We start from the raw sequence: 25598 nt of genomic DNA, 5'->3' as shown, positions 1-25598 counted from the left end.
GGAACACGTTCATTTTATAGGGATTGGCGGCTATGGCATGAGTGCCATCGCAAGAGTTATGCTGGAAATGGGATACACCGTTACCGGATCGGATGTCGCTTCACAAGAGTTGACCGAGAAGTTGGCAGCCAAGGGAGCGAAAATATATATCGGACATACGGCAGAGCACGTCACTGGAGCAGACCTGGTTGTCTACTCTACGGCAGCGCCTGCGGATAATGTGGAACGGGTAGCAGCTGCTGAGCTGAATATTCCGATTCTGCATCGTTCACAGATGCTGGCACGTTTGTTGAACGAACGTAAAGGTGTGGCTGTAGCTGGAGCACATGGTAAAACAACCACTTCATCCATGATTGCACTTGTTATGGATAAATGTGATACAGACCCGACATATATCATTGGCGGAGAAATCATGAATGTGGGTACCAACGCGAAGGCCGGTCAAGGCGACTGGGTAGTCGCTGAGGCGGACGAGAGCGATGGTTCGTTTTTGCAGTACCATCCATGGCTCGGTATTGTAACCAATATTGAGGCAGATCATCTGGAGAATTACAACAGTGATTTTGAGGAGCTCAAAAAGGCTTATGTGCAGTTCTTGAGCCAGATTCGTCCGGAAGGAACAGCGATTGTATGTTCTGACGACGAGAATGTTCAAGCGATTTTGCCAGAACTCAAGTCACGGATTACAACCTATGGTATTGATCGTGCTGCGGATTATACGGCAACAAATATTGTACTGGGCGATCGTCGGATATCCTTTACGATGAATCATCAGGGTGCTGCTATGGGCACGGTGGAGTTATCAGTGCCGGGTAAGCATAACGTTTATAATGCGATGGCTACTGTGATTACCTGTCTGGAAGCAGGCATTCCATTTGAGAAGATTGTGGCAGCTATCATCCAGTTCCACGGAGCCAAACGCAGATTCCAGGTATTGGGCGAGGTGCGTGATATGCTAATCATTGATGATTATGCTCATCACCCGACTGAGATTGAAGCTACGATTAGTGCCGCCAAAGCAACAGGCAAACGCATTATTGCGGTATTCCAGCCACAGCGTTATACGCGGACGTTCTTCCTGCTGGATGCGTTCAGTCGTGCTTTTGCGGAAGCGGATGAGGTGCTTATTACCGATATTTATTCTCCTGCGGGCGAAAAACAGATCGAAGGGGTAACCTCAGCCAGACTGGTTGAACTTATCGTTCAAAACAGTAATGCTTCTGCACGTTACCTCCCAACGAAAGAGGAAGTTGTGGCTGATCTGCAGCATCGTCTGCAGCCAGGAGATCTTGTGATTACCATGGGCGCAGGTGATATCTGGAAAGTCGGCGATACGCTTGCCAAAGGTTTGAAATAAAATCAATATAGAAACCGCCTGTCTTCGATATGAAGCAGGCGTTTTTTTTTTTTTTGCGTTATACGGAATGTATTCTCCCGTCTCTGCATATAGCTGATATAAATGGGACAAAGGAGAGGGTACGGGTGAGCAATGCAAGAATGACGTTTCGCTTCGGGGATCATGAGTCGGACAAGCCTGAAAACAAGGGGATATCCGCGTCCAGTCCATTGGTGACGTTGAGTGAAGATTTGCCGAACAATCAACCGCTAACGCCTAAGCGGATGGATACAACCCCGTCTTGGACGCCAGAGGATATCCCCGGAGACTGGGGAGAGACGGTGCTGACAAGCTCTACTGTACCTGAACCTGACGAGCGGGTGAGCCATGACTCGAACTTGAATTTGGATGAGGCCCATTATCTTGGGAACCGATCCGGTTACGGTTATGTTAATCATTCAGGAGATCCGGAAGAAGAGCGTCGCGATCTGTCCAATACGCATGATGATCAAGGCCATGACTGGCTTGCAGATTCAGAGAACTATTCCTATAAGCGTAATCGTCCCCCAAGGGGCTGGAAAATGATTGGTTCAGTTACCGGGGCACTCGTTACCGGAGCACTCTTTGGCATGGTTATTCTTTCATTTTTCAATAAAGAAGGAGCCGCGAAGCCAGGCGATCTTCTGCCCGTTAATCAGGCGGTTTCCACCGTGACGGGTCAGGAGGGGACTGCAGGTACAGAACAGCAACTTCAGACAGCGACGACTGGCAGCACGTATTATGCACTTCAATACGGTGTGTTCAGTTCCCCAGAACGAGCGGAGCAGGCCAAGCTTGAGTTGGCACAGGCAGGTATAGCCGCAGGTTCTGATCCTGAAGATGGCAATCGAGTATATGCAGGCATTTCGGCTGATCGTGAAGAGGCCAAGCTACTAAGCTCTAGGCTTAAAGCCCAGGGAGTCGAACTGTACGTCAAGGAGATCGTGAACCCTGAGGTCAATCCGGCTATATTTGGTGGCAAGCAAGAGGATGTACAGCTTTTCTTCACGAACAGTTCTGCATTGGTCGAACAATTGTCTACCTTGTCCATACAGCAGCTGGGACAGTCTGCTCCGGTAGCAGTCTCTGCAGAAGCGATGACTGCGATCCAGAATAAGCACCAGTCATGGTTGACCGGTTTGAATAGTCTTTCACCCGGCCTGACCTCAGAAGTACAACCTATTATTGGCGGCATGGAAAAATCGATGAACAGTGCAATAACGGCTATCGCGGAGTACAACAAAAACCCGGATGATGTACACATGTGGTCCGTGCAGTCCGATCTGATGGAATATGTACTGCAGCAGAAAAAATGGCTCGAAGCGATAAAGCAGTAACATGCTCTTTCCCATAACAACGCTTGGAAATACCTATCCGGCAAGGAACTGGAAATAGTTCCCCTTGCCGGATTTGTGTTTGTATTGACGTACAAAACCCCGTATAATAATGTGGGTGTCAAAAAATGGCGAGGGAAGATTACCGATGAAAAAAAACTTCGGCATGTTATTGCTGTTTCTGCTGCTCGGCTGGATGGCCGGAGCGTGGATCGCCAAGGCACTGCAGCCTGTAAAGGCAGTAGCCTTTCTTACGAAAGCCACGACCATACGTTGGTCGCCACAGGCTGATCTGGACATTATCAGTTATGATATTTCACTTCAATTTCAAATGAGCCTTCTGAGTCTGATCGGTATGATTGCCGCTGTGTGGCTGTATCGCAGACTGTAGGAGAATGACGAGTTATGACGAAAAAAATTAAAATCAGTGACATCTATTATTGTGATCCGGACAGGATGTTGCCGTAGCATAAGGAGCCGTTCATTATGGATAACACTCAGCAGCGCCCTATTATTCTGGCCTCCACATCGCCTCGGCGCAAAGAACTGATCGCATCACTCCACTTAGCGTTTGATGTAATACCAAGTCATGCCGATGAAGACACACCACCAGAGTGGACACCTGAACAGACGGTACAGGAGCTTGCTTTGCGCAAGGCACTTGCCGTGTATCGTGGGCTTGAAGGCCGTGAACAGGAAGCGATTATTGTTGGTAGTGACACCGTTGTTGTTCTGGATGGTGAGATTCTAGGCAAACCCATGGACGAAGCGGATGCTGAACGTATGTTATCCCGTCTACAGGGACGTGTACATCGGGTGTTTACTGGCGTAGCTTGTATTGATGCAGGCAATGGACAATCGGTCGTTCATTACCGTCAGACCGATGTAACGATGAAAGAACTGTCGGATGCAACCATCCGTGCCTATGTGCAGACAGGGGAGCCTTCGGATAAGGCAGGATCTTATGCCATTCAGGGCATTGGCGCTTCACTGATCGACCGTATTGAAGGATGTTATTTTAATGTGGTTGGCCTGCCCTTATCCTTGCTGAGTGATATGTTGGATGGGTTTGGCGTCCATGTGTTGCCGCGAACTTGAGTTAAGCCAACTGACGTTTTGAACTGAAAAGAGGGAACATATGGAGTCGCCTCAATACATGATGCGCGACATCCCCCAGGAAGAACGCCCGAGAGAACGCATGATGGAATACGGGGCGGGCGCCTTAAGCCATGCTGAATTGCTGGCGATTTTACTTCGAACAGGCACAAGACAGGAATCCGCGGTGCATATGGCACAGCGGATTCTCGCCGAAGCGGGTGGCATTCGCTCGTTGATGGATCTGAGTCTGGAAGAATTGACTGCGATGAAAGGGATCGGCAATGCCAAGGCTGTGCAATTGAAAGCCGGCATTGAGCTGGGCCATCGGATTGCCAAGAGCAGACTCACACAGTCGACTTCAATCCGTACACCGCGTGATGCAGCTGACATCCTGATGGAACAATTGCGTTACTTGCAGAAGGAACATTTTGTGTGTCTCTTTCTGAATAGCAAAAATCATATTATTGCCCAGGAAACACTCTCCATGGGCAGCCTTAACGCTTCGATTGTACATCCGCGTGAAGTGTTCCGGGCTGCCATCAAATGCAGCAGCGCATCGATTGTGTGCGCACACAACCATCCCAGTGGTGATCCTACGCCGAGTCCGGAGGATATCCAAATAACCAAGCGACTGATTGAAGCAGGTGCTATTGTCGGCATTGACGTGCTTGATCATATTATTATCGGAGATGGAACGTACGTAAGTTTGAAGGAGAAGGGCTTAGTATAATATAATGGTTGGCGTTGATGTTTTCCTATGAATGTTAACGGCGTTGTCCGTAAAAGATAGGTTCACTTTACAAATGCAAAAAAACAAATGCGAATATTAGCTCCACGTGTTGCGTGGGAATGAAATTGTTACGCTCTGGATCAGAATAGAGCGGCTATATGAGGCAGAAAAGGAGATTATGTTATGTTTGGTGGTTTTACGAAAGATTTGGGTATTGACTTGGGGACAGCAAATACGTTGGTTTATGTGCGAGGAAAAGGAATTGTGGTGCGGGAACCTTCCGTTGTCGCTATACGGACAGATACAAAAAGCATCGAGGCAGTAGGTGAAGCCGCCAAAAAAATGATTGGTCGTACACCAGGTAACATTCGTGCCATTCGTCCAATGAAAGATGGCGTTATTGCCGATTTTGATACAACGGCAACGATGATCAAATATTTCATCCGTGAGGCGCAGAAACAACGCTCCATGTTCCAGCGTCATCCAAATGTGATGGTATGTGTACCATCCGGGATTACTGCAGTAGAACAACGCGCGGTTGAAGATGCAACCAAACAGGCTGGAGCACGTGAAGCCTATACGATTGAAGAGCCTTTTGCAGCTGCAATTGGTGCAGATCTGCCTGTATGGGAACCAACGGGTAGTATGGTTGTCGATATTGGTGGAGGTACAACGGAAGTGGCTGTCATCTCTCTTGGCGGTATTGTAACGAGCCGTTCGGTTCGTGTAGCGGGTGACGAGATGGATGAATCCGTTATCCAGTACATCAAACGCCAATACAATCTGATGATCGGTGAGCGTACTTCAGAGCAATTGAAGATGGACATCGGATCAGCAATGCCACTGGAGCAAGTAGAAACGATGGAAATTCGTGGACGTGACCTCGTTACAGGTCTGCCGAAGACGATCACGATTACTTCGGACGAGATCAGCGAAGCGCTGGCTGATACCGTGAATGCGATTGTTGAAGCGGTAAAAGTAACACTCGAAAAATGCCCGCCTGAACTTGCAGCCGATATCATGGACCGCGGTATCGTTCTTACAGGTGGTGGAGCACTGCTCCGCAATCTGGACAAGCTTCTGGCTGGTGAGACAGGAATGCCTGTCATTGTGGCTGAGAACCCGTTGGATTGTGTAGCGATCGGAACAGGTAAAGCGCTAGAGAATATTCATTTGTTCAAAAGCAGAAGCAGTTCGGCAGTTCGTTCCAAACGTTAATTGGTATTTGCCTAACTTGGCATTGCGACCAAGTGGCAAGGTATCGTTATAGAGTACCCGGTTAACCCCGGGGATGAGCTATTACCCGCTTAACAGGGGAGGATCGGCTGATATTCTCGCAGGGACTACAGGTCTGACAGTCTCCCCGCCGGGCATGGCTCGGAAGAGAATATGGATGTTAGAGGGTGTTCGAACTGTTTAAACTGCTAGGCAACAAAAGACTTTTTGTTTTGCTGGTGGGCCTTGTTACATTTATCGCGTTAATGGGCTTTACGCTCAGTCCGCGAACCACTCTATCCTGGCCGGAGAAATTCCTGAAGGATTCAGTTGGATTTGTACAATACGTATTTTACAAGCCCGCTTCCTATGTAGCGGGCTTTTTCAAAGATGTAGCGAACATGCGTACGGTATATCAAGAGAATGAAGAGCTTCGCATCGCGATGGGGCACTATACCCGAGATCGGCTGAAGTACAATGATATGGAGCAAGTGAATGAGCAGCTTCAGAAAGCGCTCAATTTCACCGAAGAACAGAAGAATCGCTATAATTATGGTTCACGAATTGCTCAGGTTATCAGTGCCAATTCAGATCCAAACAGCAGAACCATTAACATTGATATTGGTGAAAATGCGGGAATTAAGCCAGGGATGGCTGTTACCTCGCAGGAAGGGCTGGTGGGCGTGATCAGTCACGTCAGCTCATATACATCAACGGTTAATCTGTTAACGTCCATGGACGCCAATGATCCAACATCCAATGCCATTGCAGCAACGGCAGTAGGTAAGGAGAAAGTGTTTGGTATGATTGAGAGTTACGATCCGAAGACGGGCATGCTCAAGATGACCAAGATCTCAGAGGATTCTGATATCCAAAAGGGTGATGAGATCATCTCTTCAGGGATCATCAATAACTTTCCGAAATACATGCGGATTGGTGAAGTTAAGAGTGTAGAGAAAAGTGAATATGGTTTAACGCAAACAGCTACAATTGAGCCGTATGCAAGCTTCCTTGACTGGAAAGAGCTGATTGTCATTATCCCGCCTGAGGTAAAAGAATAATGGTGACGCGGAAGCAAGTCTTGTTCCTGTTGTTATTCGTTTTGTTCATTGCGGAAGGCACGATTTTGCCGCTGCTCATTCCTTCTGGCTGGCAGATGCGTATTTCTGCCAATCTGGTTTATATCGTAATTTTGTTTATCGCTGTATACCATCATCGGCACACAGCACTAGTGCTCGGTATATTTTTTGGACTATTACATGACGTCGTATTCTACGGCGAGATGATTGGACCTTACGGATTCTCCATGGGATTATCGGCATACATGATGGGACTCATTTTTCAAGCACCGCGTGCACCACTGCCGGTTATGGTATCGGTTGTCATTTTGGGAAGTCTGCTTAATGACACCATGCTGTTCTTCCTGTACAAGCTCTTCCAACTTAACCACGTGACCTTTGACTGGGCGTTGCTTGAATACATGATTCCTAATTTGTTCGTTCATTTTGTGTTTGCCTTGATCATTTATGTCCCGCTTCGGAAACAACTGGAGAAGATCGGCAAGAGACGGAGCAAGACAGAAGAAGCTTCCTAAATACATTTATGGAGCGCAAAGCAGGAACTTGGGGCCCCGGGCACGAAATGTAATGAGATGGGAGGGACAGGCTTATGACGGTAAAATCGAATCACGTAACGATTAAAGGCATCCGAGACGGCCTGGTTTTCCTGTTGGACGATCAATGTGAATTCGAGGAATTGCTCTATGAGCTCCGCTATAAGCTGGAACACAGCCATCAAAATATTTTGACCGGACCGATTGTTCATGTGGATATCAAGTTGGGTGCCCGCGAAGTGACAGAGGACCAAAAAGAAGCAATCCTCGATATATTGAAACAAAAAGGGAATCTGCTTATTCGATCCATTGACTCACCTGCACTCCAACCGGAGGTTAAAGGACCGCCGCCGATTGTAACCATGTGTGGTATGGTGCGTTCAGGTCAGGTGCTTCATCATGAAGGAAATCTCCTGTTTCTTGGGGATATCAATCCGGGGGGCACGGTGACGTGTACCGGAGATATATATGTGTTGGGTTCACTCAGAGGTATGGCTCATGCCGGAATTGGCGGGGACGAAGAAGCCATCATTGCTGCGTCGGTGTTTGCACCGACGCAGTTGCGGATTGCGGATATCATCAGTCGTCCTCCCGATGAATGGGAGAGCCGAGAAACCGGAATGGAATTTGCTTACTTACAGGACAATCAGATGCAGATAGACAAGATGAGCAATATCGTTCGGTTGCGCCGAGATTTTAATGTGTTTAAAGGAGTGTAGCTCATGGGAGAGGCGATCGTGATCACTTCGGGTAAAGGCGGCGTGGGTAAAACAACCACCTCGGCAAACATCGGGACAGCGCTGGCGCTGCTCGGCAAAAAGGTTTGTCTGGTAGATACCGATATCGGCCTTCGTAATTTGGATGTCGTGATGGGACTCGAAAACCGTATTATTTACGATCTGTGCGACGTTGCGGACGGCCGCTGCCGTCTGAATCAGGCTTTGGTCAAAGACAAGCGTTTCGAAGAATTATATATGTTGCCTGCGGCGCAGACGAGAGACAAAAACTCGGTGTCGCCAGAACAGGTGAAGGATATTATCCTTGAACTAAAAAAAGATTTTGAATACGTCATTATTGATTGCCCAGCCGGTATAGAGCAGGGTTTCAAAAATGCGGTAGCAGGAGCAGATCAAGCCATCGTGGTCACTACACCGGAAAATGCTGCAGTACGTGATGCGGATCGTGTCATCGGGCTGCTGGAGAGTTCACACATTCAATCGCCGAAGCTGGTAGTGAATCGAATTCGCAATAATATGGTTAAATCGGGTGACATGCTGGATATCGATGGTATCTTACAAGTACTTAATATTGACCTGATTGGTATCGTACCTGATGATGAGCTGGTCATCAAAGCGGCCAATTCAGGCGAACCTACGGTCATGAATCCGGATTCACTTGCGGCAATTGCATATCGGAATATTGCACGACGCATTCTGGGAGATACGGTCCCATTGATGCAGCTGGAGCAGAAAAAGGGTGCTTTTACCCGCTTTAAAAAGTTCTTCGGAATGGGTTAATTCGTTAAACGAACTTATTCATCACATGAATACATGACAGCCGTGGCTTATAGCCCGGCTTTTTTTGTTGCCTGCCGTCAGGCTTGTTCATATTATCAACCACCTCTTCATAGGATGTAGTAAACAAGCCTCGGCGGGAGGACATTCCATGAACACGAAACTCAGAATCAAGCAGAGACGAGAAGAACGCATTCGGCGACTGATGGATGGTGCCACTGTGGAAGTCTTGCAGGAGCAAAAAGTAGGGTCACTGTTGGACAAGAATGAGATTGTACACCGGAAGCCGTTTACGTCTAGCGAAGGGATACAGGAAAGAGACCCGGAATGGTTATGGAAAAAAGAGAATGGTCATTTCGTTCCAGGGGGGCATTCGAGATTCAACCTGTTCAAGTCACTTCTAAGGCGGACAGTCATTAGCGCTTTGATATTTGGTGGAGTATGGGGGCTGTTTCAATTGGATACCTCGTGGACGACATCACCCAAAACAGTAATTGCCGATGCACTCCATCGAGATATGGATTTTGCCTCTGCTGCGGCCTGGTATGAACGGCATTTTGGAGGAACGCCTTCGTTTCTTCCGGTTCTCGGACATACGACGGATGCTGTCAATGGTTCCGGTATTCGGCAGTTACTGGGCAAACCGATCTCGGGCACAGTGGTTCAGCCATTTGCGCTGAGCATGAAGGGAATTGAGATCGTTCCGGAAGCCGCAGGGGCAGAACTTATACAGGTCTCCAGTTCGGATGCAGGGCGTGTCATGGAGGTTATCGGAGATGCAACAAGTGGATTTACGGTTGTCATCCAGCATACAGGCAATGTCACGGCAATATACGGTCGGTTGAACGAGAGTGAAGTGAACGTGAACGATTGGGTTGAAGCGGGGAATGCGGTGGGGAGTCTCAAGACTACGGGTGGTGAACAACCGGCCACGCTTTATTTTGCGGTCAAAGAGGGTGAGGAGTACGTAGACCCAGCGGAAGTCGTTGCCCTTGATTAGGGTGTGGGGAGTGCGTATTACGTTTCACCCGTTTTTTGTAATTATCATGATGGCTTCTCTTCTGACTGGACATTTTATTGAACTCATTACGTTGTTTGCCATCGTATTCATTCATGAATGTGGACATGCTGCTGCTGCGGCCCTTCTGGGCTGTCGTGTCGTGTCCATCCAGATGCTTCCTTTTGGAGGGGTGGCGGTTATTGAGGATGGAGGCAACATCACGGCCTTCCGGGAAATCATGATCGCTCTGGCAGGTCCATTGCAAAACATGCTGATGGTTGGCGTGGTTTGGCTGCTGCAGTATGGCAATCTGGGCGATCCTGTTTTTCTGAACTACATCATTCAGGGGAATCTGCTCATTGCCCTCTTTAATCTGCTACCCGTACTGCCTCTGGACGGCGGTAAAATTGTGCAGGCGCTTGTCAGTCTGTGGGCACCCTACTATACAACATTAATGTGGACTTACAGAATTAGCATCCTGTGTAGCGTAGGGGTTATTTTGGTTGCCATCAGCCGATGGCTTACCGGTGACTACGGCCTACCGCTCAACATTCTGTTAATCGGTCTTTTTTTGTTCTATTCCAACCTGACGGATTACCGAAATGTGCCCTATCGCTTTATCCGTTTTCTTATGAATCGGGAGGGCGCTTTCGCTCGGCATGCGGCTACTGGCAGTTTGGCGCAGCCAATAATCTCATTTCCAGCGAAACCTTTGGACACTATTTTGCGTCTATTAAAGAGAGAAAGATACCATATGGTATACGTGATGAACAGACAGGGACGAATTATGGCCGTATTGCCTGAACAACGCATTATCGGTTCCTATTTTCAACAAAATGGTGATAAGTTGTAGTGTTCTGGTGGACCTGTTCTGAAATGGGTTAATACATGTACAATGAGAAATGTAAAGATACTGAAATGGATGTGGATGAATTGAATTGTCTTCTAGAGGTGAAGCCATGAAACAAATGATTGTACATAATGAACATAACCTCATGCAAATGGCGCTTCTGGAAGAAGGCAAAGCTGTGGAATTCACGGCAGAACGTACACGCGAGCGTGGACTGCTGGGTTCCTTTTTCAAGGGACGGGTCGTGAATGTGTTACCGGGTATGCAAGCTGCTTTTGTGGATATTGGTCAGAAAAAGAATGCGTTTCTATATGTGGACGATGTGTTGCATCCCCATCTGGAGAAGCAGCCCAAGGTGAAGCCTTCCATCTCGGAGTTGCTTCGTCCGGGTCAGGAAGTCATTGTTCAGGTTCTGAAGGAACCGGTAGGAGGCAAGGGAGCCCGGGTGACGACTCATTATTCACTTCCGGGCCGCTGGCTTGTCTACATGCCTATTGCCGACTATGTGGCGGTATCCAAGAAAATTGCCCGTGAGGGGGATCGTTCCCGCCTTAAGGCACTTGGAGAGCAACTGAGACGGGATGAAGAGGGGCTTATTATCCGAACCGTATCTGCAGAAGAACAGCATGAAGCCATTCAGGCAGACTTGGAAACATTACGTGCGCAGTGGTACCTGATTCGCGAAAAAGCGGACAGTTTGCCTTCCCCGAGCCTATTGCATCGGGATCATAGCATGGTACAGCGAATCATCAGAGATGTGTATACGCCAGGCAGTGACGAAGTCATCACTGATAGTGAAGGACAAGCCCGCGAGGTAAAAGCGTTGCTGGAAGAGATAAGTCCCGGTCATCAACCCAAAGTACAGGTGTATCGGGGAACAGAGTCCATCTTTGCTGCTTATGGTGTGCAGGAGCAGTTGAACAAGGATTTTGCCCGGAAAGTGTGGTTGCCTGGAGGCGGATATATCGTCATTGATCATACCGAAGCTCTGACTGTAGTGGATGTGAACACAGGCAAATATACGGGAGCTGGCGGTGACAGTCTGGAAGAGACCGTGACAGAGACGAACATGCAGGCAGCAGTGGAGATTGCTCGTCTGATGCGCCTGCGGGATATCGGTGGCATGATTATTGTCGACTTCATTGATATGGAGGAAGCTTCGAATCGGCATGAAGTGGCGGCGACCTTGGAGGGCGAGCTCAAGAAGGATCGAACCAAAGCGTTTGTGATGGGCTGGACCAAGCTGGGCTTGCTAGAACTGACACGCAAAAAAGTGCGGGAAGAGAGCACGTTACCCTATGTGGAGCCGTGTTCTTCCTGTCATGGTACGGGAAAAAGATATATTTCACCTTTGCATTGATTTTTGATATATTGCGTGATATAATCTTCAAGTATGTGTTTAGCCTAATGGTCTTGCACATGCTGTAACCGCACTGGCCGGGTATAAGAACAGTTCCGCAAGGACACTGTCACCTGAGAACGGGCGAGTCTGAGACATGAGGAGGTGCAAGGCAAATGTACGCAATTATTGAAACAGGCGGCAAACAGTACAAAGTCCAAGAGGGCGATGTTCTGTTCATCGAGAAATTGACTGCGAACGATGGCGAAAGCGTAACGTTCGACCGTGTCCTGGCTGTATCTAACGATCAAGGTTTGACAGCAGGTACACCATTGATTTCCGGAGCTACTGTAACGGCTAAAGTGGAGAAACATGGCAAAGGACAAAAGGTTATCGTATACAAATACAAACCTAAAAAGAACTACCATGTGAAGCAAGGTCACCGTCAACCGTACACTAAAGTAACTATCGAAACAATCAAAGCGTAAAGAAGGTGCGATAAGTGATTATCGTTCAAATCTTTCGTGATGAGGACGGGAACATCGAACGCTTTTCCATCGAAGGGCATGCTAATTTTGCCAAGCGGGGAGAAGACATCGTATGTGCCGGGGTATCCGCTGTTACAGTGGGTACGGTGAACTCGATTGAAACATTGACCGGTGTCGAAATGGATGCCAAGATGAAGAATGGCTTTTTAAGTGGTTCTTTACCTTTGTTAGAGAGAGGGGAAACCTGGTCCCAGGTACAATTGTTACTCGAATCCATGGTGGTTATGCTCTCTAATATTGCAGAGTCATACGGGAAGTATATTAAAATACAGCAATTCAAATAAGCAAAGAAGGAGGACAACCAATCATGTTGAAATTAAATCTTCAGTTATTCGCATCGAAAAAAGGTGTAGGTTCCACGAAGAACGGACGTGACAGTAATGCTCAACGTCTGGGTGTTAAACGTGCTGATGGTCAAACTGTAACTGGTGGTAGCATTCTCGTTCGCCAACGCGGAACGAAAATTCACCCAGGAACTAACGTTGGTATCGGTAAAGATGACACTTTGTTCGCGAAAATCGACGGCGTTGTAAAATTCGAACGTTGGGGACGCGATCGTAAAAAAGTAAGCATCTATCCTGTTAACGTTGCTCCTGTAGCAGCTGCAGTAGAAGCGTAATATCGGCATTCCGCCTAAGGAGCCTTCGGCATTTTTGCCGGAGGTTTTTTGTATTCAACGGTTATTCGATAATGAACTGGCAGAAAAGACATGTTATACTTGGTTACGGTGGGTGTAGACCAACCGAGTTTTGTAGAACGGGGAGAAGCCATGAAATCTTGGAAAAGAGTGCCGTGGATTGCGGCATGTTCACTTCTGATTCCTTTGGTTTTCGTTATGTTGTATCCGGCGATGATCTCAAGCGTCGTGTGCGCATTTTGGTCCGTCGCAGTATTGCTCATTTCTGTGAATGCGATGAAGAAACAGGCGGAGGCGGAACGCAGAGCCATCATACAATCCATGGAAAAGACAGCAATTGCTTCATTAAATCATCATCGACACGACTGGATGAACGACCTTCAGGTGTTATATGGATATCTTCGGCTGGGCAAACTTGATAAATCCTTGCAATGTGTGGAAAGAATAAAAGAACGGGTTACAGAAGAAAGCCGAATCTCCAGATTGGGTATTCCTTCCCTCGTATTTTATCTTCAGTCATTTCGCGCCAGTGGAATCGCGCTGGAATTGCATGTGGAAATAGAAGATGAGTTGCAGCTTAGTGCTCTGGTCTCTCCCGAGGATGGCGAGTCACTTACCGGGGCGATTGCGGATGCAATCAGGGCCTATCAATATGGCGGCGGCCGGTCTTCTTGGGGAGAGGTTCGCAAACTGACCTTGAACTTCGGACAGGATCATGGAGATGTAGTTGTCCGACTGGATGGGGATCAAACACCCGATCCGGAAACACTGCGGCAGCTTACTGCCGTACTCAAAGGAAAAAAAGTCAGAACGGAGCAGCTTCCGTCTGAGGATACGTTTATACAATTCAGAATGCCGTGTGGAATATAGGAAGAAGGGGTTAACCAATGTTTGTAGATAAAGCGAAGATTTATGTAAAAGCCGGAGACGGAGGGGACGGAATTATTTCGTTCCGTCGTGAGAAGTATGTACCAAACGGCGGACCTGCCGGGGGCGATGGAGGCAGAGGAGCTGACATCATTTTCCGTGTGGATGAAGGTTTGCGGACGTTGATGGATTTCCGTTACCAGCGTCACTTCAAGGCCCCTCGTGGTGAGAAGGGACGTAATAAAAGTCAGCATGGTGCAAACGCCGAGAACATGATTGTGCGCATTCCACCAGGAACCATTATTTTGGATGAAGACAGTGGAGAAGTACTGGCGGATATGACACGTCACGGACAACAGGTTGTTATTGCTCGTGGTGGTCGGGGCGGACGGGGTAACATCCGATTTGCCACGCCGAACAATCCTGCACCTGAACTTGCCGAGAATGGTGAAGAAGGGCAGGAGCGTTACATCGTATTAGAGCTAAAAGTTATGGCGGATGTTGGTCTGGTTGGTTTCCCGAGTGTCGGGAAATCCACATTGCTTTCTGTCGTTTCGTCAGCCAAGCCAAAGATCGGTGCATACCATTTCACAACCATTACACCGAATCTGGGTGTAGTCGGTGTAGGAGAAGGCCGAAGCTTCGTCATGGCCGATTTGCCTGGACTGATTGAAGGTGCGCATGAAGGGATCGGACTGGGACATGAGTTCCTGCGTCATGTCGAGCGTACTCGTATTATTGTTCATGTTGTAGATATGTCGGGTTCGGAAGGACGCGATCCTTTTGAAGACTGGCAGAAAATCAATGACGAATTGAAGTTGTACAATCCGCTTCTCGCTGAGAGAACGCAAATTGTAGCAGCTAACAAGATGGATATGCCAGACTCTGAAGCGAACCTGGAGCAATTCTTACAGCAAGTTCGTGAAGTTCAACCTGATATTGAAGTGATGCCAATTTCATCCTTGACCCGGAAAGGGATTCAAGAACTTCTGTATCGTGCAGCTGATCTGCTGGATCAGGCTCCAGACGAGCGAGTGGTTGAAGAGGTAGCAGATGTATCTGAACGTAAAGTATATAGTCTGGACAAAAAAGAAGACGATGGTTTCAAAATTGTGCGTGAGAATGAAATGTTCGTTGTCGAAAGTGCCAAGATTGACCGCATGATGAAACGGATGCAACTGAACTCGCACGAGGCTATATTGAAACTCGCACGTACACTGCGTTATATGGGTGTGGATGCTGAGTTGCGTAAGCGCGGAGCTGTAGAAGGCACCATCGTGCGCATTGGAGAATTCGAATTCGAATTCGTGGAAGGCAGCAGTTACTACTAAGTAGCCGTCTTTTATGGAGAGATAGATCGATATATGAACGCAGAGAAGTGGGAAGTTGACCACACGGCTCTGCGTTTTTTTTGTTTTTCCTGACATGGGAGAGGGATAAACTTGTATACTGTGAGGAACGTATTTCAAAAAATAGGCGTGTCGTGTATTGCCCTTTTGGCGTAGATCCTTTATAATGTCCACTATATGAATACATGAGTCTTTGAGGAGAGGACGTTCTGTGAACGAACGCTATTACTTAGTACGGGAAGATATTTTACCAGAGGCTGTAGTGAAGACCATGCAGGTAAAAGAACTACTGGCTTCCGGTGATGTTAAAACAGTGCATGAGGCGGTTGAACAGGTCGGATTAAGCCGGAGTGCCTTTTACAAGTACAAGGATGGAATTCATCTGATTAACCAGCTTGAGCGGGAGAGAATTGTAACCATCTCCATTGATCTGGAGCATCAGTCGGGTATCTTGTCTCGTGTGCTTGGACATGTAGCTGGTTATGGAGCCAATGTACTTACAATTAATCAGAGTATCCCGCTTCAGGGAAGGGCCAATGTGGTCATTTCGGTGGAAACAACACATCTTCATGGCGAAATTGGTGAAATGCTGGATCGAATGCAAGATATGCCTGGAGTAAGGCGCACGCGTATTGTAGGCCAAGGCTAATTAGGCTTTATCATACAGGACTGACGGACAAGAATAGACATTAGGGGGTAGATCGTTAGTGAAACCGGTAAAAGTCGGATTGTTGGGTCTGGGAACTGTAGGAACGGGAGTCGTTCGCATTGTGGAAGGAAATCAGGAGGATCTGAGCAGTCAGGTTGGATCGCCGATTGTCATCGAGAAGATCGCGGTGAAAAATACAGAGAAAGACCGTGTCATTGCTGTAGACCGTGCCAAGCTTACGGAAGATCCTTGGGAAGTCATTCGTCATCCGGATATTGATGTCATCGTTGAAGTCATGGGCGGCATTGATCAGACGAAGGAGTATATTCTTGAAGCGTTGGAACGGGGGAAACATATCGTAACAGCGAACAAGGATCTTATGGCCCTGCATGGTTCGGAGATTTTGGCGAAGGCACAGGAAAAACAATGTGATGTGTTCTATGAGGCGAGTGTTGCGGGAGGTATTCCAATCATTCGTACACTGATTGAAGGTTTCTCTTCCGACCGGATTACCCGCATTATGGGGATTGTGAACGGAACAACGAACTTTATTTTGACCAAAATGAGTCAGGAAGGTGCATCCTATGAAGAAGTGCTGGCCGAGGCACAGGCTCTGGGATACGCTGAATCGGATCCAACCTCCGATGTAGAAGGACTCGACGCAGCTCGCAAAATGGCGATCTTGAGTACGCTCGGTTTCCGCACCAATGTGGAGTTGAAGGATGTAACCGTCAGAGGCATATCCTCCGTAACCCGTGAAGACATTACGTATGCCAGAAGACTTGGGTATGAGATGAAATTACTTGGTATTGCGGACCGTATTGACGATGAGATCACGATCAGCGTACAGCCGACGATGGTGAGACAGAATCATCCGATTGCCTCAGTCAACGGTGTCTTCAACGCAGTATATGTACACGGCGAAGCTGTAGGAGAGACGATGTTCTACGGTGCAGGTGCGGGAGAACTCCCAACGGCGACTTCTGTTGTAGCTGACATTGTAGCGGTCACCAAAAATCTTAAACTTGGCGTAAACGGTCTTAAAGCGATTGTGCCTTATAAGACGAAGCGACTGCAAAGCGACGAGCAGATCGTGTCGAAAAACTTTATTTTACTACACGTAGACGACAAAGCCGGTGTATTGGCACAAATCACACAAATTTTCGCAGAATATGATGTCAGTCTGGCCTCGGTTGTTCAACAGCCGAATGAGCACAACCCGGATGCCGAGATCATTATCGTTACACATAATGCAAGTAAGGCAAGCATGGATAAAGTGTTAAAACATTTCGAATCACTCAGCGTCATTCGCCGCATTAAGAGTGTGTATCGAGTGGAAGGGTAGTTGTCCGTATCCCATACGGCAACTCAATTAGTTCAGTTATAACGTACAAGTTAATCATATCCGTACCAACAGGTCATCATTTCAGATTTATTAAAACATAAAGGAGTTTACCCACAATGAGATATCAAGGACTTTTGCAAACGTACAGAGAGCACCTTCCAGTTAACGAAAATACACCCCTGCTTACGCTTCAGGAAGGAAACACACCTTTGATTCACGCAGAGAATCTGTCGGAGGAACTCGGCTTAAATGTTTACTTCAAGTATGAAGGGTTGAACCCTACAGGTTCTTTCAAAGACCGCGGAATGGTTATGGCTGTTGCCAAAGCCATGGAAGAAGGCAGCCGTACGATCATGTGTGCATCTACAGGTAATACGTCAGCAGCTGCAGCGGCCTATGCCGCACGTGGTGGTCTCAATTGTATCGTGCTGATCCCGAATAACAACATTGCACTGGGTAAACTCGCCCAAGCTATGATCTATGGAGCTAAAGTGATTGCGATCAATGGTAACTTTGACCGAGCATTGGAGATTGTGCGTGAGATTACAGCCAAACATCCAATCACGCTTGTAAACTCTGTGAATCCATTCCGGATTGAAGGACAGAAGACAGCGGCGTTTGAAGTTATTGAACAACTTGGGGAAGCACCGGACGTTCTGGCTATTCCAGTCGGTAATGCGGGTAATATCTCGGCTTATTGGAAAGGTTTCAAAGAATATAAAGAGGCAGGCAAATCCAACACGCTGCCACGCATGGTTGGTTTCGAAGCTGAAGGTGCGATGGCTATTGTCAAAGGTGAGCCAATCCTTGAACCTGAAACGGTGGCAACAGCGATTCGGATTGGTAATCCGGCAAGCTGGAAAACAGCAGTAGCTGCAGCTGAGGAATCTGGCGGACAGATTAACTATGTAACAGATGAACAAATCCTGACTGCATATCGTACACTTGCTTCTCGTGAAGGGATTTTTGCAGAACCTGCTTCTGCCGCTTCCCTTGCAGGTGTATACAAACTGAAGAGTGAAGGGTACTTTAAAGGCGGAGAGACTGTAGTTTGTGTGCTGACAGGTAATGGCCTGAAAGATCCTAATATTGCAATCAAAACGGTAGCGACTGAGCCACTTGTTGTTGAAGATACGGAAGAAGCAGTAATGGCGGCCATTGCACAACTGGAGCAGCAATCTGTATGAGTTTGCGTGAAAAAGTAACCGTAAAAATACCTGCAAGCACAGCCAATCTCGGTCCGGGGTTTGATACCCTGGGCATGGCATTGTCTTTGTATGCCTGGTTGGAAATGAAACCTGCCGAACAGACGTCATTTCATCTTTACGGCAATCATTTGACAGGCCTGCCAACAGATAAATCGAATTTGATCTACGAAGTTGCACAGATGGTATTCAATGAAGCTGGGGTATCCGTACCTGAATTGGAGATTTCCATGTATTCCGATATTCCGCTTACGCGGGGACTCGGGAGCAGTGCATCGGCCATCGTTGGTGCACTGGCGGCAGCGAATGCATTAATTGGCGCTCCATTATCCGATGCCAAGCTTCTGGATATGGCCACATCCCTTGAGAAACATCCTGATAATGTGGGTGCATCTCTATATGGCGGTATTATTACAGCTGCATGGGATGGTGAGCGGGTAGATCATATACGCATTGAGCCACATCAAGATCTGCAAGCTTTGGTTATTGTACCTGAATTCCAGCTGTCTACTTCAAAAGCAAGAAATGTGATTCCAGAGCAATTTGGCATGTCTGATGTCGTGCATAACATTAGCAGATCCTCGCTGCTCGTTGCAGCTTTGGCAAGTGGACGACTGGACATGATTCAGAAGGCGATGTCAGATCGAATTCACCAACCATACCGGGCATCATTGGTACCAGGCATGGCTGAAATATTGGAATACGCTGTCGATCATGGAGCTTTGGGAGCTGCCCTGAGCGGAGCTGGACCGACCGTATTGACTTTGGTAGATCGTCATGACACCCGGAAAGCGGAATTGGAACAATATTTGCTGGACACCATGGAGCGGGAGTGCATATCTGCTTCTGCACTGTGGCTCGATCCGGATTTGGACGGTGTAACCGTGCTGCCTGATCAAGACGAACGTCCTTTTTTGGACAGAATCAAAGGGGAAGTTAATGCATGAAACGAATTGCAGTATTACCTGAAGGCTCAGTCTCTCATGAGGCAATTGATTTCCTTTTCAACGGGGAACCATTAGATTTGCTTCATTCCAAGCTGATTTCGGATGTGTTTAGAGCAACGGATAGCGGGATTGCACAATACAGTGTCATTCCAATTGAAAATACCATTGAAGGTTCCGTTAGTCTTCATATGGACTGGCTTGTGAACGAGGTGGACATTCCGATGCAAGCGGAGTGGGTATACCCATCCATCCAGAATGTGATTGGACATGGCTCGGAGTTTAAGACAGAGAGTGGCGAGTATGACTTTGGTAGAATTACCAAGATTATGTCTCACCCTGTGGCTATTCCGCAGTGTCAGAATTTTATTCGGCTGCATTCGCCTGGGGCCGACCTTGAAGGTGTGAACAGTACAGCCGAAGCTGTAGAAATTGTGAAAAAAAATCCGGGTAAGGGCTGGGTAGCGATTGGTACCAAGCTTGCTGCTCAGAAGCATGGTCTGGACATTATGGCTGAACGGGTTACAGATCATGACAACAACTACACCCGTTTTGTGCTCATCGGCCATGAACCTGTGAACATTCCACGTGAACCGGATCATGTAAAAACCAGCTTGCTGGTGACGTTGCCAGAAGATGCACCGGGTGCGTTGCATCAGGTATTGTCGGCTTTTGCATGGCGGAAGCTGAACTTGACCCGTCTCGAATCTCGTCCAACGAAGAAACGATTGGGCAGTTACTATTTTTACATTGATGTTGTGGAAACGGTCGATTCGGTATTGCTTACCGCAGCCATGGCAGAGATTGAAGCATTGAATTGTCAAGTGCGCGTTCTGGGTAGCTATCCTTGTTATACATATCCTTCGAGATAATTGACCTGATGGTGTTTGGGAATGTTAGAAGGTTGTCATAAGTCGGGGTAAAATGAGCGAGTAATGGCTTGTCATTTGGTGTACAATGGACGGGTTAATAACGTTTCGGAGATTAGGGAATGGATATTTTATGGAGGTGCAGTCATCGGTGGCAGAACAATGGATCTATTTGGATGGTCAGTATGTGACCAAGGAGAACGCAACCGTTTCGGTATATGATCATGGATTTTTGTATGGAGACGGGATTTTCGAAGGTATTCGGATCTATAACGGAAACATTTTCAGATGTAAGGCCCACTTGGATCGTTTGTATGATTCGGCAAAATCCATTAGTTTGAACATTCCGCTGTCCATTGATGAGATGCTGGAAGTCATGGCTGAAACGGTGCGCCGCAATGATATGCGTAATGGTTATATTCGTCTTATTGTATCGCGTGGCCCTGGTAATCTGGGGTTGGACCCGTTACGTTGCCCCAAGGCATCCGTAATCATCATTGTTGAGCAATTGGCGATCTATCCGGAGGAAGCTTATCTTACTGGATTGAAAGCAGTTTCTGTATCCCAACGCCGGAACATTCCGGACGCATTGAATCCGAAAATTAAATCGTTAAACTATCTGAATAACATCCTGGTTAAAATCCAGTCTAACTATTCAGGTGCTGGTGAAGCAATTATGCTGAATTCCCAAGGTTACGTAACTGAGGGTTCAAGTGATAACATCTTCATCATCAAAAATGGTGTAGTGTATACGCCACCTTGTTATCTCGGAGCACTTGAAGGGATTACACGTCAAGCGATTATTGATCTATGTGGCGAACTGGAGCTTGAATTAAAAGAAGTGCCATTCACCCTGCATGATGTGTATATCGCAGACGAAGTCTTTTTCACCGGGACAGCTGCAGAAGTTATCGCTGCATATGAAGTCGATGGAAGAACAATTGGTACGGGTGTAGCAGGTCCGGTAACGCTGAGACTGCTGGAAGCATTCCGTCAGATTGTTGACAAAGATGGCTATAAAGTGTGGGAATCTTAAGTTTGAGCGAATAGCATAGGGAACAGGAATCCTCCTTGTCCGATAAAATTCAGCATACCTAGCGTATGGGGATTTTAGAGACAGGAGGATTTTTTTTGTTTAGTTGATGTCATTAGCCCGGTTTCTGCATAGGATGTAGTAACGGTATGGGCGAATGTACTGCCCAAGTATGACGTCTAGGAGGTTAGTTCCCTGTGAAAATACACATGGTGAAAAAAGGCGACACATTATATCTGCTGTCCCAAAAATACAATGTAGCGCTGGACAAATTAATCGCGGCTAATCCGCAAATCACAAATCCCGACAAGTTGGATATTGGTATGAAGGTTAAAATCCCTGCAGAGCCAGTAACACCGAAACCGGAAGGCGTGCTGCACAGTCACAAGGTTCAGCAAGGAGATTCGTTATGGAAGTTGTCACAAGCCTGGGGAGTTCCTTTAAAAGATATGATCAATGCCAATCCACAGTTAAAAAATCCGAACGCTTTGCTGGTGGGAGAGACTGTTTATATTCCATCGATGCACGCACAAGGAAGCGGCACATCTAATTCAGGTGCCAGTAACATTGCTGCTCATGAAAAGCTGTCACCTGAAGGTAAAGAATACACAGGAGTCAAAGAACCGGAACCACCGGCGCCAGTTGCACCAGCTCCTCCTGCTCCAGTAGCAGAGGTTCCAGTTCCTGTCCCAGTGCCTGTACCACCACCAGCCAACCCGGTAAAGCCGAATGTGAAGCCTGAACTGGAGGCACTGCCACAGTTGCCTGAACTTCCTGAAGTGAAGCCTGAAAAGGAAACGCACAAAAAGGAAGAGGTTAAACCTGAAGTTCATGTAAAACCGGTAGCAGAATCCAAGAAATACACAATCCCCAATCTTTCGCCTGAAATTATGCCTTTGCCTGTAATGCCTAATACAAAGTCTCCAGCTGAGGTTGCACCAGCAACGAAAAAACCTTGCGGTTGTGGTAATAAGTTGCATCATGCGCCAGCGGAGCATCCTTATGTTCAAATCCCAGTCCCTGTACAAGAGGTGTATGGTGCTCAGCAAGACATGTACACGGCAGGAGCGAGCAACAATGCACCGTTTCCAGGGATTCCGGAAGTTAGTCCTTATAGTGGCAGTAATCTGCCGAACAGTCCTTGGACTGGGGCGGAGCAGAGCCATAATCACAACAACGTTGTGCCAAATTTGTCCCCAGAAATGCAAAACAATTCATTTCCAATATCGCCAGCTGGCCATGTGAATAGTCCATTCCCATCGTATGTCGCACCTAGTCATATGAATCATCAGCCACCTTTTATATCCCCATATTCGATGCTTCCTTACCCTCCATGCGGATGTGGTTCACATACACATGTGCCTCAGTATACTTATCCTTCTCATGGTTATCAGGATCCGGCTTGGAATATGTATGGTCCTTCGTACGGTATGCCACCTGAAATGTCTACATCAACGATGCCAAACCAACCTATTGAATATGCTTACCAGAACCCGTATCCAACGCAGAACATGGTTCTGCCATCCCCGCTTGGTGCTTTTGGTGAATTGTACCCTCCACAAGGCCAAGGTAAGGGGGGGAAAAAAGGGGGGCGTGACGACGCAAACTTAAGTCAGGTAGCGCTTGAAGAGGCTGGAGCGGATTCGGAGGCGAAGTCCAAGCAAGCCGGGAATAAGCCGACAGCTGCGAAACGTAGAACAACTAAGGCTCCTCTGAAGAATAAATCCAAGGTATCCGTGTCTGGGAAAACATCCAGAGAGAGTGCCACTACTTCCAACCAGCGGAAATCAAATAAAAAGCGTCGTAATCCATGGATACAAAACTAACTTAGAAGTTGCGATTGTTGAAGAAGCAGGGGAATTGTTATATCAGCGGGAAGCCAGCTCTGTAATAGAGAGCTGGCTTATCGTTTGTTTGAGTATAGATTGACTCACGTAAGCATAACGGAGATATGGCTGTTCAGGATTGATGAGGGCATTTTATTGCTAAAGTATTGTAAACCCTTTCATAATTGTGTTAAAATATTTGTACCCTATGAGCACACTATTTATGATAGACAAGTTAGGGTACGGATACGATCGCTTTAGCTGGTGCAAAACTACGAAAGAAAAGAAATGAAAAAAACTGTTGCATTAGATTCAACCGTATGATATATTATTTAAGTCGCCGCTGAAACACACGGCTGACACGGGAAACACAAGAAATGATGAAACAAGTTTGATCTTTGAAAACTGAACAACGAGTGAGTAACGATCTTGCTTGCAAGATCGACGCTGAAAAATTGGTACAAGTCTTCGGACTGTATGATTTCGAAGCAAAAAAAGAGATTTTTAATCTCGTCAGATTCAAAATGAGCTTATCGCTCTTTTCAAATACTGAGATGATTTTCATAGCGTTTAACCGCGCTATCGAAATTCATCTTTATTGGAGAGTTTGATCCTGGCTCAGGACGAACGCTGGCGGCATGCCTAATACATGCAAGTCGAGCGGACTTGAAGAGAAGCTTGCTTCTCTGATGGTTAGCGGCGGACGGGTGAGTAACACGTAGGCAACCTGCCCTCAAGTTTGGGACAACTACCGGAAACGGTAGCTAATACCGAATAGTTGTTTTCTTCGCCTGAAGAGAACTGGAAAGACGGAGCAATCTGTCACTTGGGGATGGGCCTGCGGCGCATTAGCTAGTTGGTGAGGTAACGGCTCACCAAGGCGACGATGCGTAGCCGACCTGAGAGGGTGATCGGCCACACTGGGACTGAGACACGGCCCAGACTCCTACGGGAGGCAGCAGTAGGGAATCTTCCGCAATGGGCGAAAGCCTGACGGAGCAATGCCGCGTGAGTGATGAAGGTTTTCGGATCGTAAAGCTCTGTTGCCAGGGAAGAACGCTTGGGAGAGTAACTGCTCTCAAGGTGACGGTACCTGAGAAGAAAGCCCCGGCTAACTACGTGCCAGCAGCCGCGGTAATACGTAGGGGGCAAGCGTTGTCCGGAATTATTGGGCGTAAAGCGCGCGCAGGCGGTCATTTAAGTCTGGTGTTTAATCCCGGGGCTCAACCCCGGATCGCACTGGAAACTGGGTGACTTGAGTGCAGAAGAGGAGAGTGGAATTCCACGTGTAGCGGTGAAATGCGTAGATATGTGGAGGAACACCAGTGGCGAAGGCGACTCTCTGGGCTGTAACTGACGCTGAGGCGCGAAAGCGTGGGGAGCAAACAGGATTAGATACCCTGGTAGTCCACGCCGTAAACGATGAGTGCTAGGTGTTAGGGGTTTCGATACCCTTGGTGCCGAAGTTAACACATTAAGCACTCCGCCTGGGGAGTACGGTCGCAAGACTGAAACTCAAAGGAATTGACGGGGACCCGCACAAGCAGTGGAGTATGTGGTTTAATTCGAAGCAACGCGAAGAACCTTACCAGGTCTTGACATCCCTCTGATCGGTACAGAGATGTATCTTTCCTTCGGGACAGAGGAGACAGGTGGTGCATGGTTGTCGTCAGCTCGTGTCGTGAGATGTTGGGTTAAGTCCCGCAACGAGCGCAACCCTTATATTTAGTTGCCAGCATTTCGGATGGGCACTCTAGATAGACTGCCGGTGACAAACCGGAGGAAGGTGGGGATGACGTCAAATCATCATGCCCCTTATGACCTGGGCTACACACGTACTACAATGGCCGGTACAACGGGCTGCGAAATCGCGAGATGGAGCCAATCCCAACAAAGCCGGTCTCAGTTCGGATTGCAGGCTGCAACTCGCCTGCATGAAGTCGGAATTGCTAGTAATCGCGGATCAGCATGCCGCGGTGAATACGTTCCCGGGTCTTGTACACACCGCCCGTCACACCACGAGAGTTTATAACACCCGAAGTCGGTGGGGTAACCGCAAGGAGCCAGCCGCCGAAGGTGGGATAGATGATTGGGGTGAAGTCGTAACAAGGTAGCCGTATCGGAAGGTGCGGCTGGATCACCTCCTTTCTATGGAGAATCGTTTCCTGTAACGGAAACATTCAAATAAGCAGGTTCTTAGAACCTGCAACAGCGATTCATTTTGGTCCATCACTTCGGTGTAGATGAAATGAAAAGCAC

25 protein-coding genes, 1 rRNA gene and 1 other annotated feature are annotated in these 25598 nt (G+C 47.6%); all 26 genes read left to right on the top strand.

Going from position 1 to position 25598, the window contains the following annotated elements:
- Positions 1–37: 37 nt before the first annotated feature.
- The 26 genes from murC to NYE45_RS23290 all read left to right on the top strand — a co-directional run bounded on the left by murC (position 38) and on the right by NYE45_RS23290 (position 25487).
- Positions 38–1357, top strand: coding sequence for a UDP-N-acetylmuramate--L-alanine ligase (gene murC / locus NYE45_RS23415; RefSeq protein ID WP_340017427.1), 1320 nt, complete (start codon positions 38–40; stop codon positions 1355–1357).
- A 125-nt stretch (positions 1358–1482) separates the two neighbouring features.
- Entirely contained in the window at positions 1483–2712 is a 1230-nt protein-coding gene (locus NYE45_RS23410) for an SPOR domain-containing protein (RefSeq protein ID WP_340014200.1), read from the top strand.
- A gap of 145 nt (positions 2713–2857) precedes the next feature.
- Positions 2858–3100, top strand: coding sequence for a DUF4321 domain-containing protein (locus tag NYE45_RS23405; protein ID WP_047841183.1), 243 nt, complete (start codon positions 2858–2860; stop codon positions 3098–3100).
- A gap of 95 nt (positions 3101–3195) precedes the next feature.
- Positions 3196–3807, top strand: a complete 612-nt coding sequence (locus NYE45_RS23400; protein ID WP_340014199.1) for a Maf family protein — start codon at positions 3196–3198, stop codon at positions 3805–3807.
- 40 nt (positions 3808–3847) lie between these two features.
- On the top strand, positions 3848–4537 hold the full coding sequence (gene radC / locus NYE45_RS23395; RefSeq protein ID WP_036673540.1) for a DNA repair protein RadC: 690 nt from the start codon (positions 3848–3850) through the stop codon (positions 4535–4537).
- 183 nt (positions 4538–4720) lie between these two features.
- Positions 4721–5755, top strand: coding sequence for a rod shape-determining protein (locus NYE45_RS23390; protein ID WP_024633969.1), 1035 nt, complete (start codon positions 4721–4723; stop codon positions 5753–5755).
- A 185-nt stretch (positions 5756–5940) separates the two neighbouring features.
- Positions 5941–6813, top strand: a complete 873-nt coding sequence (mreC, locus tag NYE45_RS23385) for a rod shape-determining protein MreC (RefSeq protein WP_340014198.1) — start codon at positions 5941–5943, stop codon at positions 6811–6813.
- Positions 6813–7346, top strand: a complete 534-nt coding sequence (gene mreD, locus NYE45_RS23380; protein WP_340014197.1) for a rod shape-determining protein MreD — start codon at positions 6813–6815, stop codon at positions 7344–7346. Before mreC ends, mreD begins: the two co-directional genes overlap by 1 nt.
- A gap of 74 nt (positions 7347–7420) precedes the next feature.
- Positions 7421–8083, top strand: coding sequence for a septum site-determining protein MinC (gene minC, locus NYE45_RS23375; RefSeq protein WP_017692615.1), 663 nt, complete (start codon positions 7421–7423; stop codon positions 8081–8083).
- Between the two features lie 3 nt (positions 8084–8086).
- Complete coding sequence (gene minD / locus NYE45_RS23370; RefSeq protein WP_053783092.1) at positions 8087–8881, top strand: septum site-determining protein MinD; 795 nt, start codon at positions 8087–8089, stop codon at positions 8879–8881.
- A gap of 148 nt (positions 8882–9029) precedes the next feature.
- Entirely contained in the window at positions 9030–9878 is an 849-nt protein-coding gene (locus NYE45_RS23365) for a M23 family metallopeptidase (RefSeq protein WP_340014195.1), read from the top strand.
- Positions 9871–10731 carry a M50 family metallopeptidase gene (locus NYE45_RS23360; RefSeq protein WP_145151349.1) on the top strand — a complete coding sequence of 287 codons (861 nt, stop codon included), beginning with the start codon at positions 9871–9873 and terminating at the stop codon, positions 10729–10731. The genes NYE45_RS23365 and NYE45_RS23360 overlap by 8 nt, the downstream gene beginning before the upstream one ends.
- A gap of 106 nt (positions 10732–10837) precedes the next feature.
- On the top strand, positions 10838–12088 hold the full coding sequence (locus NYE45_RS23355) for an Rne/Rng family ribonuclease (RefSeq protein WP_076333695.1): 1251 nt from the start codon (positions 10838–10840) through the stop codon (positions 12086–12088).
- Between the two features lie 56 nt (positions 12089–12144).
- Positions 12145–12229, top strand: a sequence feature (ribosomal protein L21 leader region).
- A 14-nt stretch (positions 12230–12243) separates the two neighbouring features.
- Positions 12244–12555, top strand: a complete 312-nt coding sequence (rplU, locus tag NYE45_RS23350; protein ID WP_017692620.1) for a 50S ribosomal protein L21 — start codon at positions 12244–12246, stop codon at positions 12553–12555.
- Between the two features lie 14 nt (positions 12556–12569).
- Positions 12570–12899, top strand: coding sequence for a ribosomal-processing cysteine protease Prp (locus NYE45_RS23345; protein ID WP_036605912.1), 330 nt, complete (start codon positions 12570–12572; stop codon positions 12897–12899).
- Positions 12900–12922: 23 nt separating this feature from the next.
- Positions 12923–13234, top strand: coding sequence for a 50S ribosomal protein L27 (gene rpmA, locus NYE45_RS23340; protein ID WP_017692622.1), 312 nt, complete (start codon positions 12923–12925; stop codon positions 13232–13234).
- Between the two features lie 90 nt (positions 13235–13324).
- Entirely contained in the window at positions 13325–14122 is a 798-nt protein-coding gene (locus NYE45_RS23335; protein WP_340014194.1) for a Spo0B domain-containing protein, read from the top strand.
- 17 nt (positions 14123–14139) lie between these two features.
- Positions 14140–15450, top strand: a complete 1311-nt coding sequence (obgE, locus tag NYE45_RS23330) for a GTPase ObgE (protein WP_340014193.1) — start codon at positions 14140–14142, stop codon at positions 15448–15450.
- A 229-nt stretch (positions 15451–15679) separates the two neighbouring features.
- Positions 15680–16117, top strand: a complete 438-nt coding sequence (locus tag NYE45_RS23325) for an ACT domain-containing protein (protein ID WP_017692625.1) — start codon at positions 15680–15682, stop codon at positions 16115–16117.
- A gap of 58 nt (positions 16118–16175) precedes the next feature.
- Complete coding sequence (locus NYE45_RS23320) at positions 16176–17462, top strand: homoserine dehydrogenase (RefSeq protein ID WP_340014192.1); 1287 nt, start codon at positions 16176–16178, stop codon at positions 17460–17462.
- A gap of 116 nt (positions 17463–17578) precedes the next feature.
- On the top strand, positions 17579–18649 hold the full coding sequence (gene thrC / locus NYE45_RS23315; protein ID WP_036605915.1) for a threonine synthase: 1071 nt from the start codon (positions 17579–17581) through the stop codon (positions 18647–18649).
- Positions 18646–19614, top strand: a complete 969-nt coding sequence (gene thrB, locus NYE45_RS23310) for a homoserine kinase (protein WP_340014191.1) — start codon at positions 18646–18648, stop codon at positions 19612–19614. Before thrC ends, thrB begins: the two co-directional genes overlap by 4 nt.
- On the top strand, positions 19611–20483 hold the full coding sequence (pheA, locus tag NYE45_RS23305; RefSeq protein ID WP_047841177.1) for a prephenate dehydratase: 873 nt from the start codon (positions 19611–19613) through the stop codon (positions 20481–20483). The genes thrB and pheA overlap by 4 nt, the downstream gene beginning before the upstream one ends.
- 148 nt (positions 20484–20631) lie before the next feature.
- Positions 20632–21516, top strand: a complete 885-nt coding sequence (gene ilvE, locus NYE45_RS23300) for a branched-chain-amino-acid transaminase (protein WP_017692630.1) — start codon at positions 20632–20634, stop codon at positions 21514–21516.
- Between the two features lie 194 nt (positions 21517–21710).
- Positions 21711–23339 (top strand): LysM peptidoglycan-binding domain-containing protein, encoded by a 1629-nt coding sequence (locus NYE45_RS23295; RefSeq protein WP_340014190.1) that lies wholly within the window; start codon positions 21711–21713, stop codon positions 23337–23339.
- A gap of 595 nt (positions 23340–23934) precedes the next feature.
- Positions 23935–25487 (top strand): 16S ribosomal RNA (locus NYE45_RS23290).
- Positions 25488–25598: the final 111 nt, after the last annotated feature.

Source organism: Paenibacillus sp. FSL K6-1318, assembly GCF_037976905.1.
Classification (GTDB): domain Bacteria; phylum Bacillota; class Bacilli; order Paenibacillales; family Paenibacillaceae; genus Paenibacillus; species Paenibacillus amylolyticus_A.
The sequence above is the reverse complement of the archived record's forward strand: the minus strand, read 5'-3'. Positions and strand labels throughout refer to the sequence as shown.

Excerpts from the sequence above, each read along its gene's own strand:
- NYE45_RS23405 (WP_047841183.1), top strand. The coding sequence starts at position 2,858 with ATGAAAAAAAACTTCGGCATGTTATTGCTGTTTCTGCTGCTCGGCTGG.
- thrB (WP_340014191.1), top strand. The coding sequence starts at position 18,646 with ATGAGTTTGCGTGAAAAAGTAACCGTAAAAATACCTGCAAGCACAGCC.
- pheA (WP_047841177.1), top strand. The coding sequence starts at position 19,611 with ATGAAACGAATTGCAGTATTACCTGAAGGCTCAGTCTCTCATGAGGCA.
- rplU (WP_017692620.1), top strand. The coding sequence starts at position 12,244 with ATGTACGCAATTATTGAAACAGGCGGCAAACAGTACAAAGTCCAAGAG.
- thrC (WP_036605915.1), top strand. The coding sequence starts at position 17,579 with ATGAGATATCAAGGACTTTTGCAAACGTACAGAGAGCACCTTCCAGTT.
- murC (WP_340017427.1), top strand. The coding sequence starts at position 38 with ATGAGTGCCATCGCAAGAGTTATGCTGGAAATGGGATACACCGTTACC.
- NYE45_RS23335 (WP_340014194.1), top strand. The coding sequence starts at position 13,325 with ATGTTATACTTGGTTACGGTGGGTGTAGACCAACCGAGTTTTGTAGAA.
- minD (WP_053783092.1), top strand. The coding sequence starts at position 8,087 with ATGGGAGAGGCGATCGTGATCACTTCGGGTAAAGGCGGCGTGGGTAAA.
- obgE (WP_340014193.1), top strand. The coding sequence starts at position 14,140 with ATGTTTGTAGATAAAGCGAAGATTTATGTAAAAGCCGGAGACGGAGGG.
- minC (WP_017692615.1), top strand. The coding sequence starts at position 7,421 with ATGACGGTAAAATCGAATCACGTAACGATTAAAGGCATCCGAGACGGC.
- rpmA (WP_017692622.1), top strand. The coding sequence starts at position 12,923 with ATGTTGAAATTAAATCTTCAGTTATTCGCATCGAAAAAAGGTGTAGGT.
- NYE45_RS23365 (WP_340014195.1), top strand. The coding sequence starts at position 9,030 with ATGAACACGAAACTCAGAATCAAGCAGAGACGAGAAGAACGCATTCGG.
- NYE45_RS23355 (WP_076333695.1), top strand. The coding sequence starts at position 10,838 with ATGAAACAAATGATTGTACATAATGAACATAACCTCATGCAAATGGCG.
- NYE45_RS23400 (WP_340014199.1), top strand. The coding sequence starts at position 3,196 with ATGGATAACACTCAGCAGCGCCCTATTATTCTGGCCTCCACATCGCCT.
- NYE45_RS23390 (WP_024633969.1), top strand. The coding sequence starts at position 4,721 with ATGTTTGGTGGTTTTACGAAAGATTTGGGTATTGACTTGGGGACAGCA.
- radC (WP_036673540.1), top strand. The coding sequence starts at position 3,848 with ATGGAGTCGCCTCAATACATGATGCGCGACATCCCCCAGGAAGAACGC.
- mreD (WP_340014197.1), top strand. The coding sequence starts at position 6,813 with ATGGTGACGCGGAAGCAAGTCTTGTTCCTGTTGTTATTCGTTTTGTTC.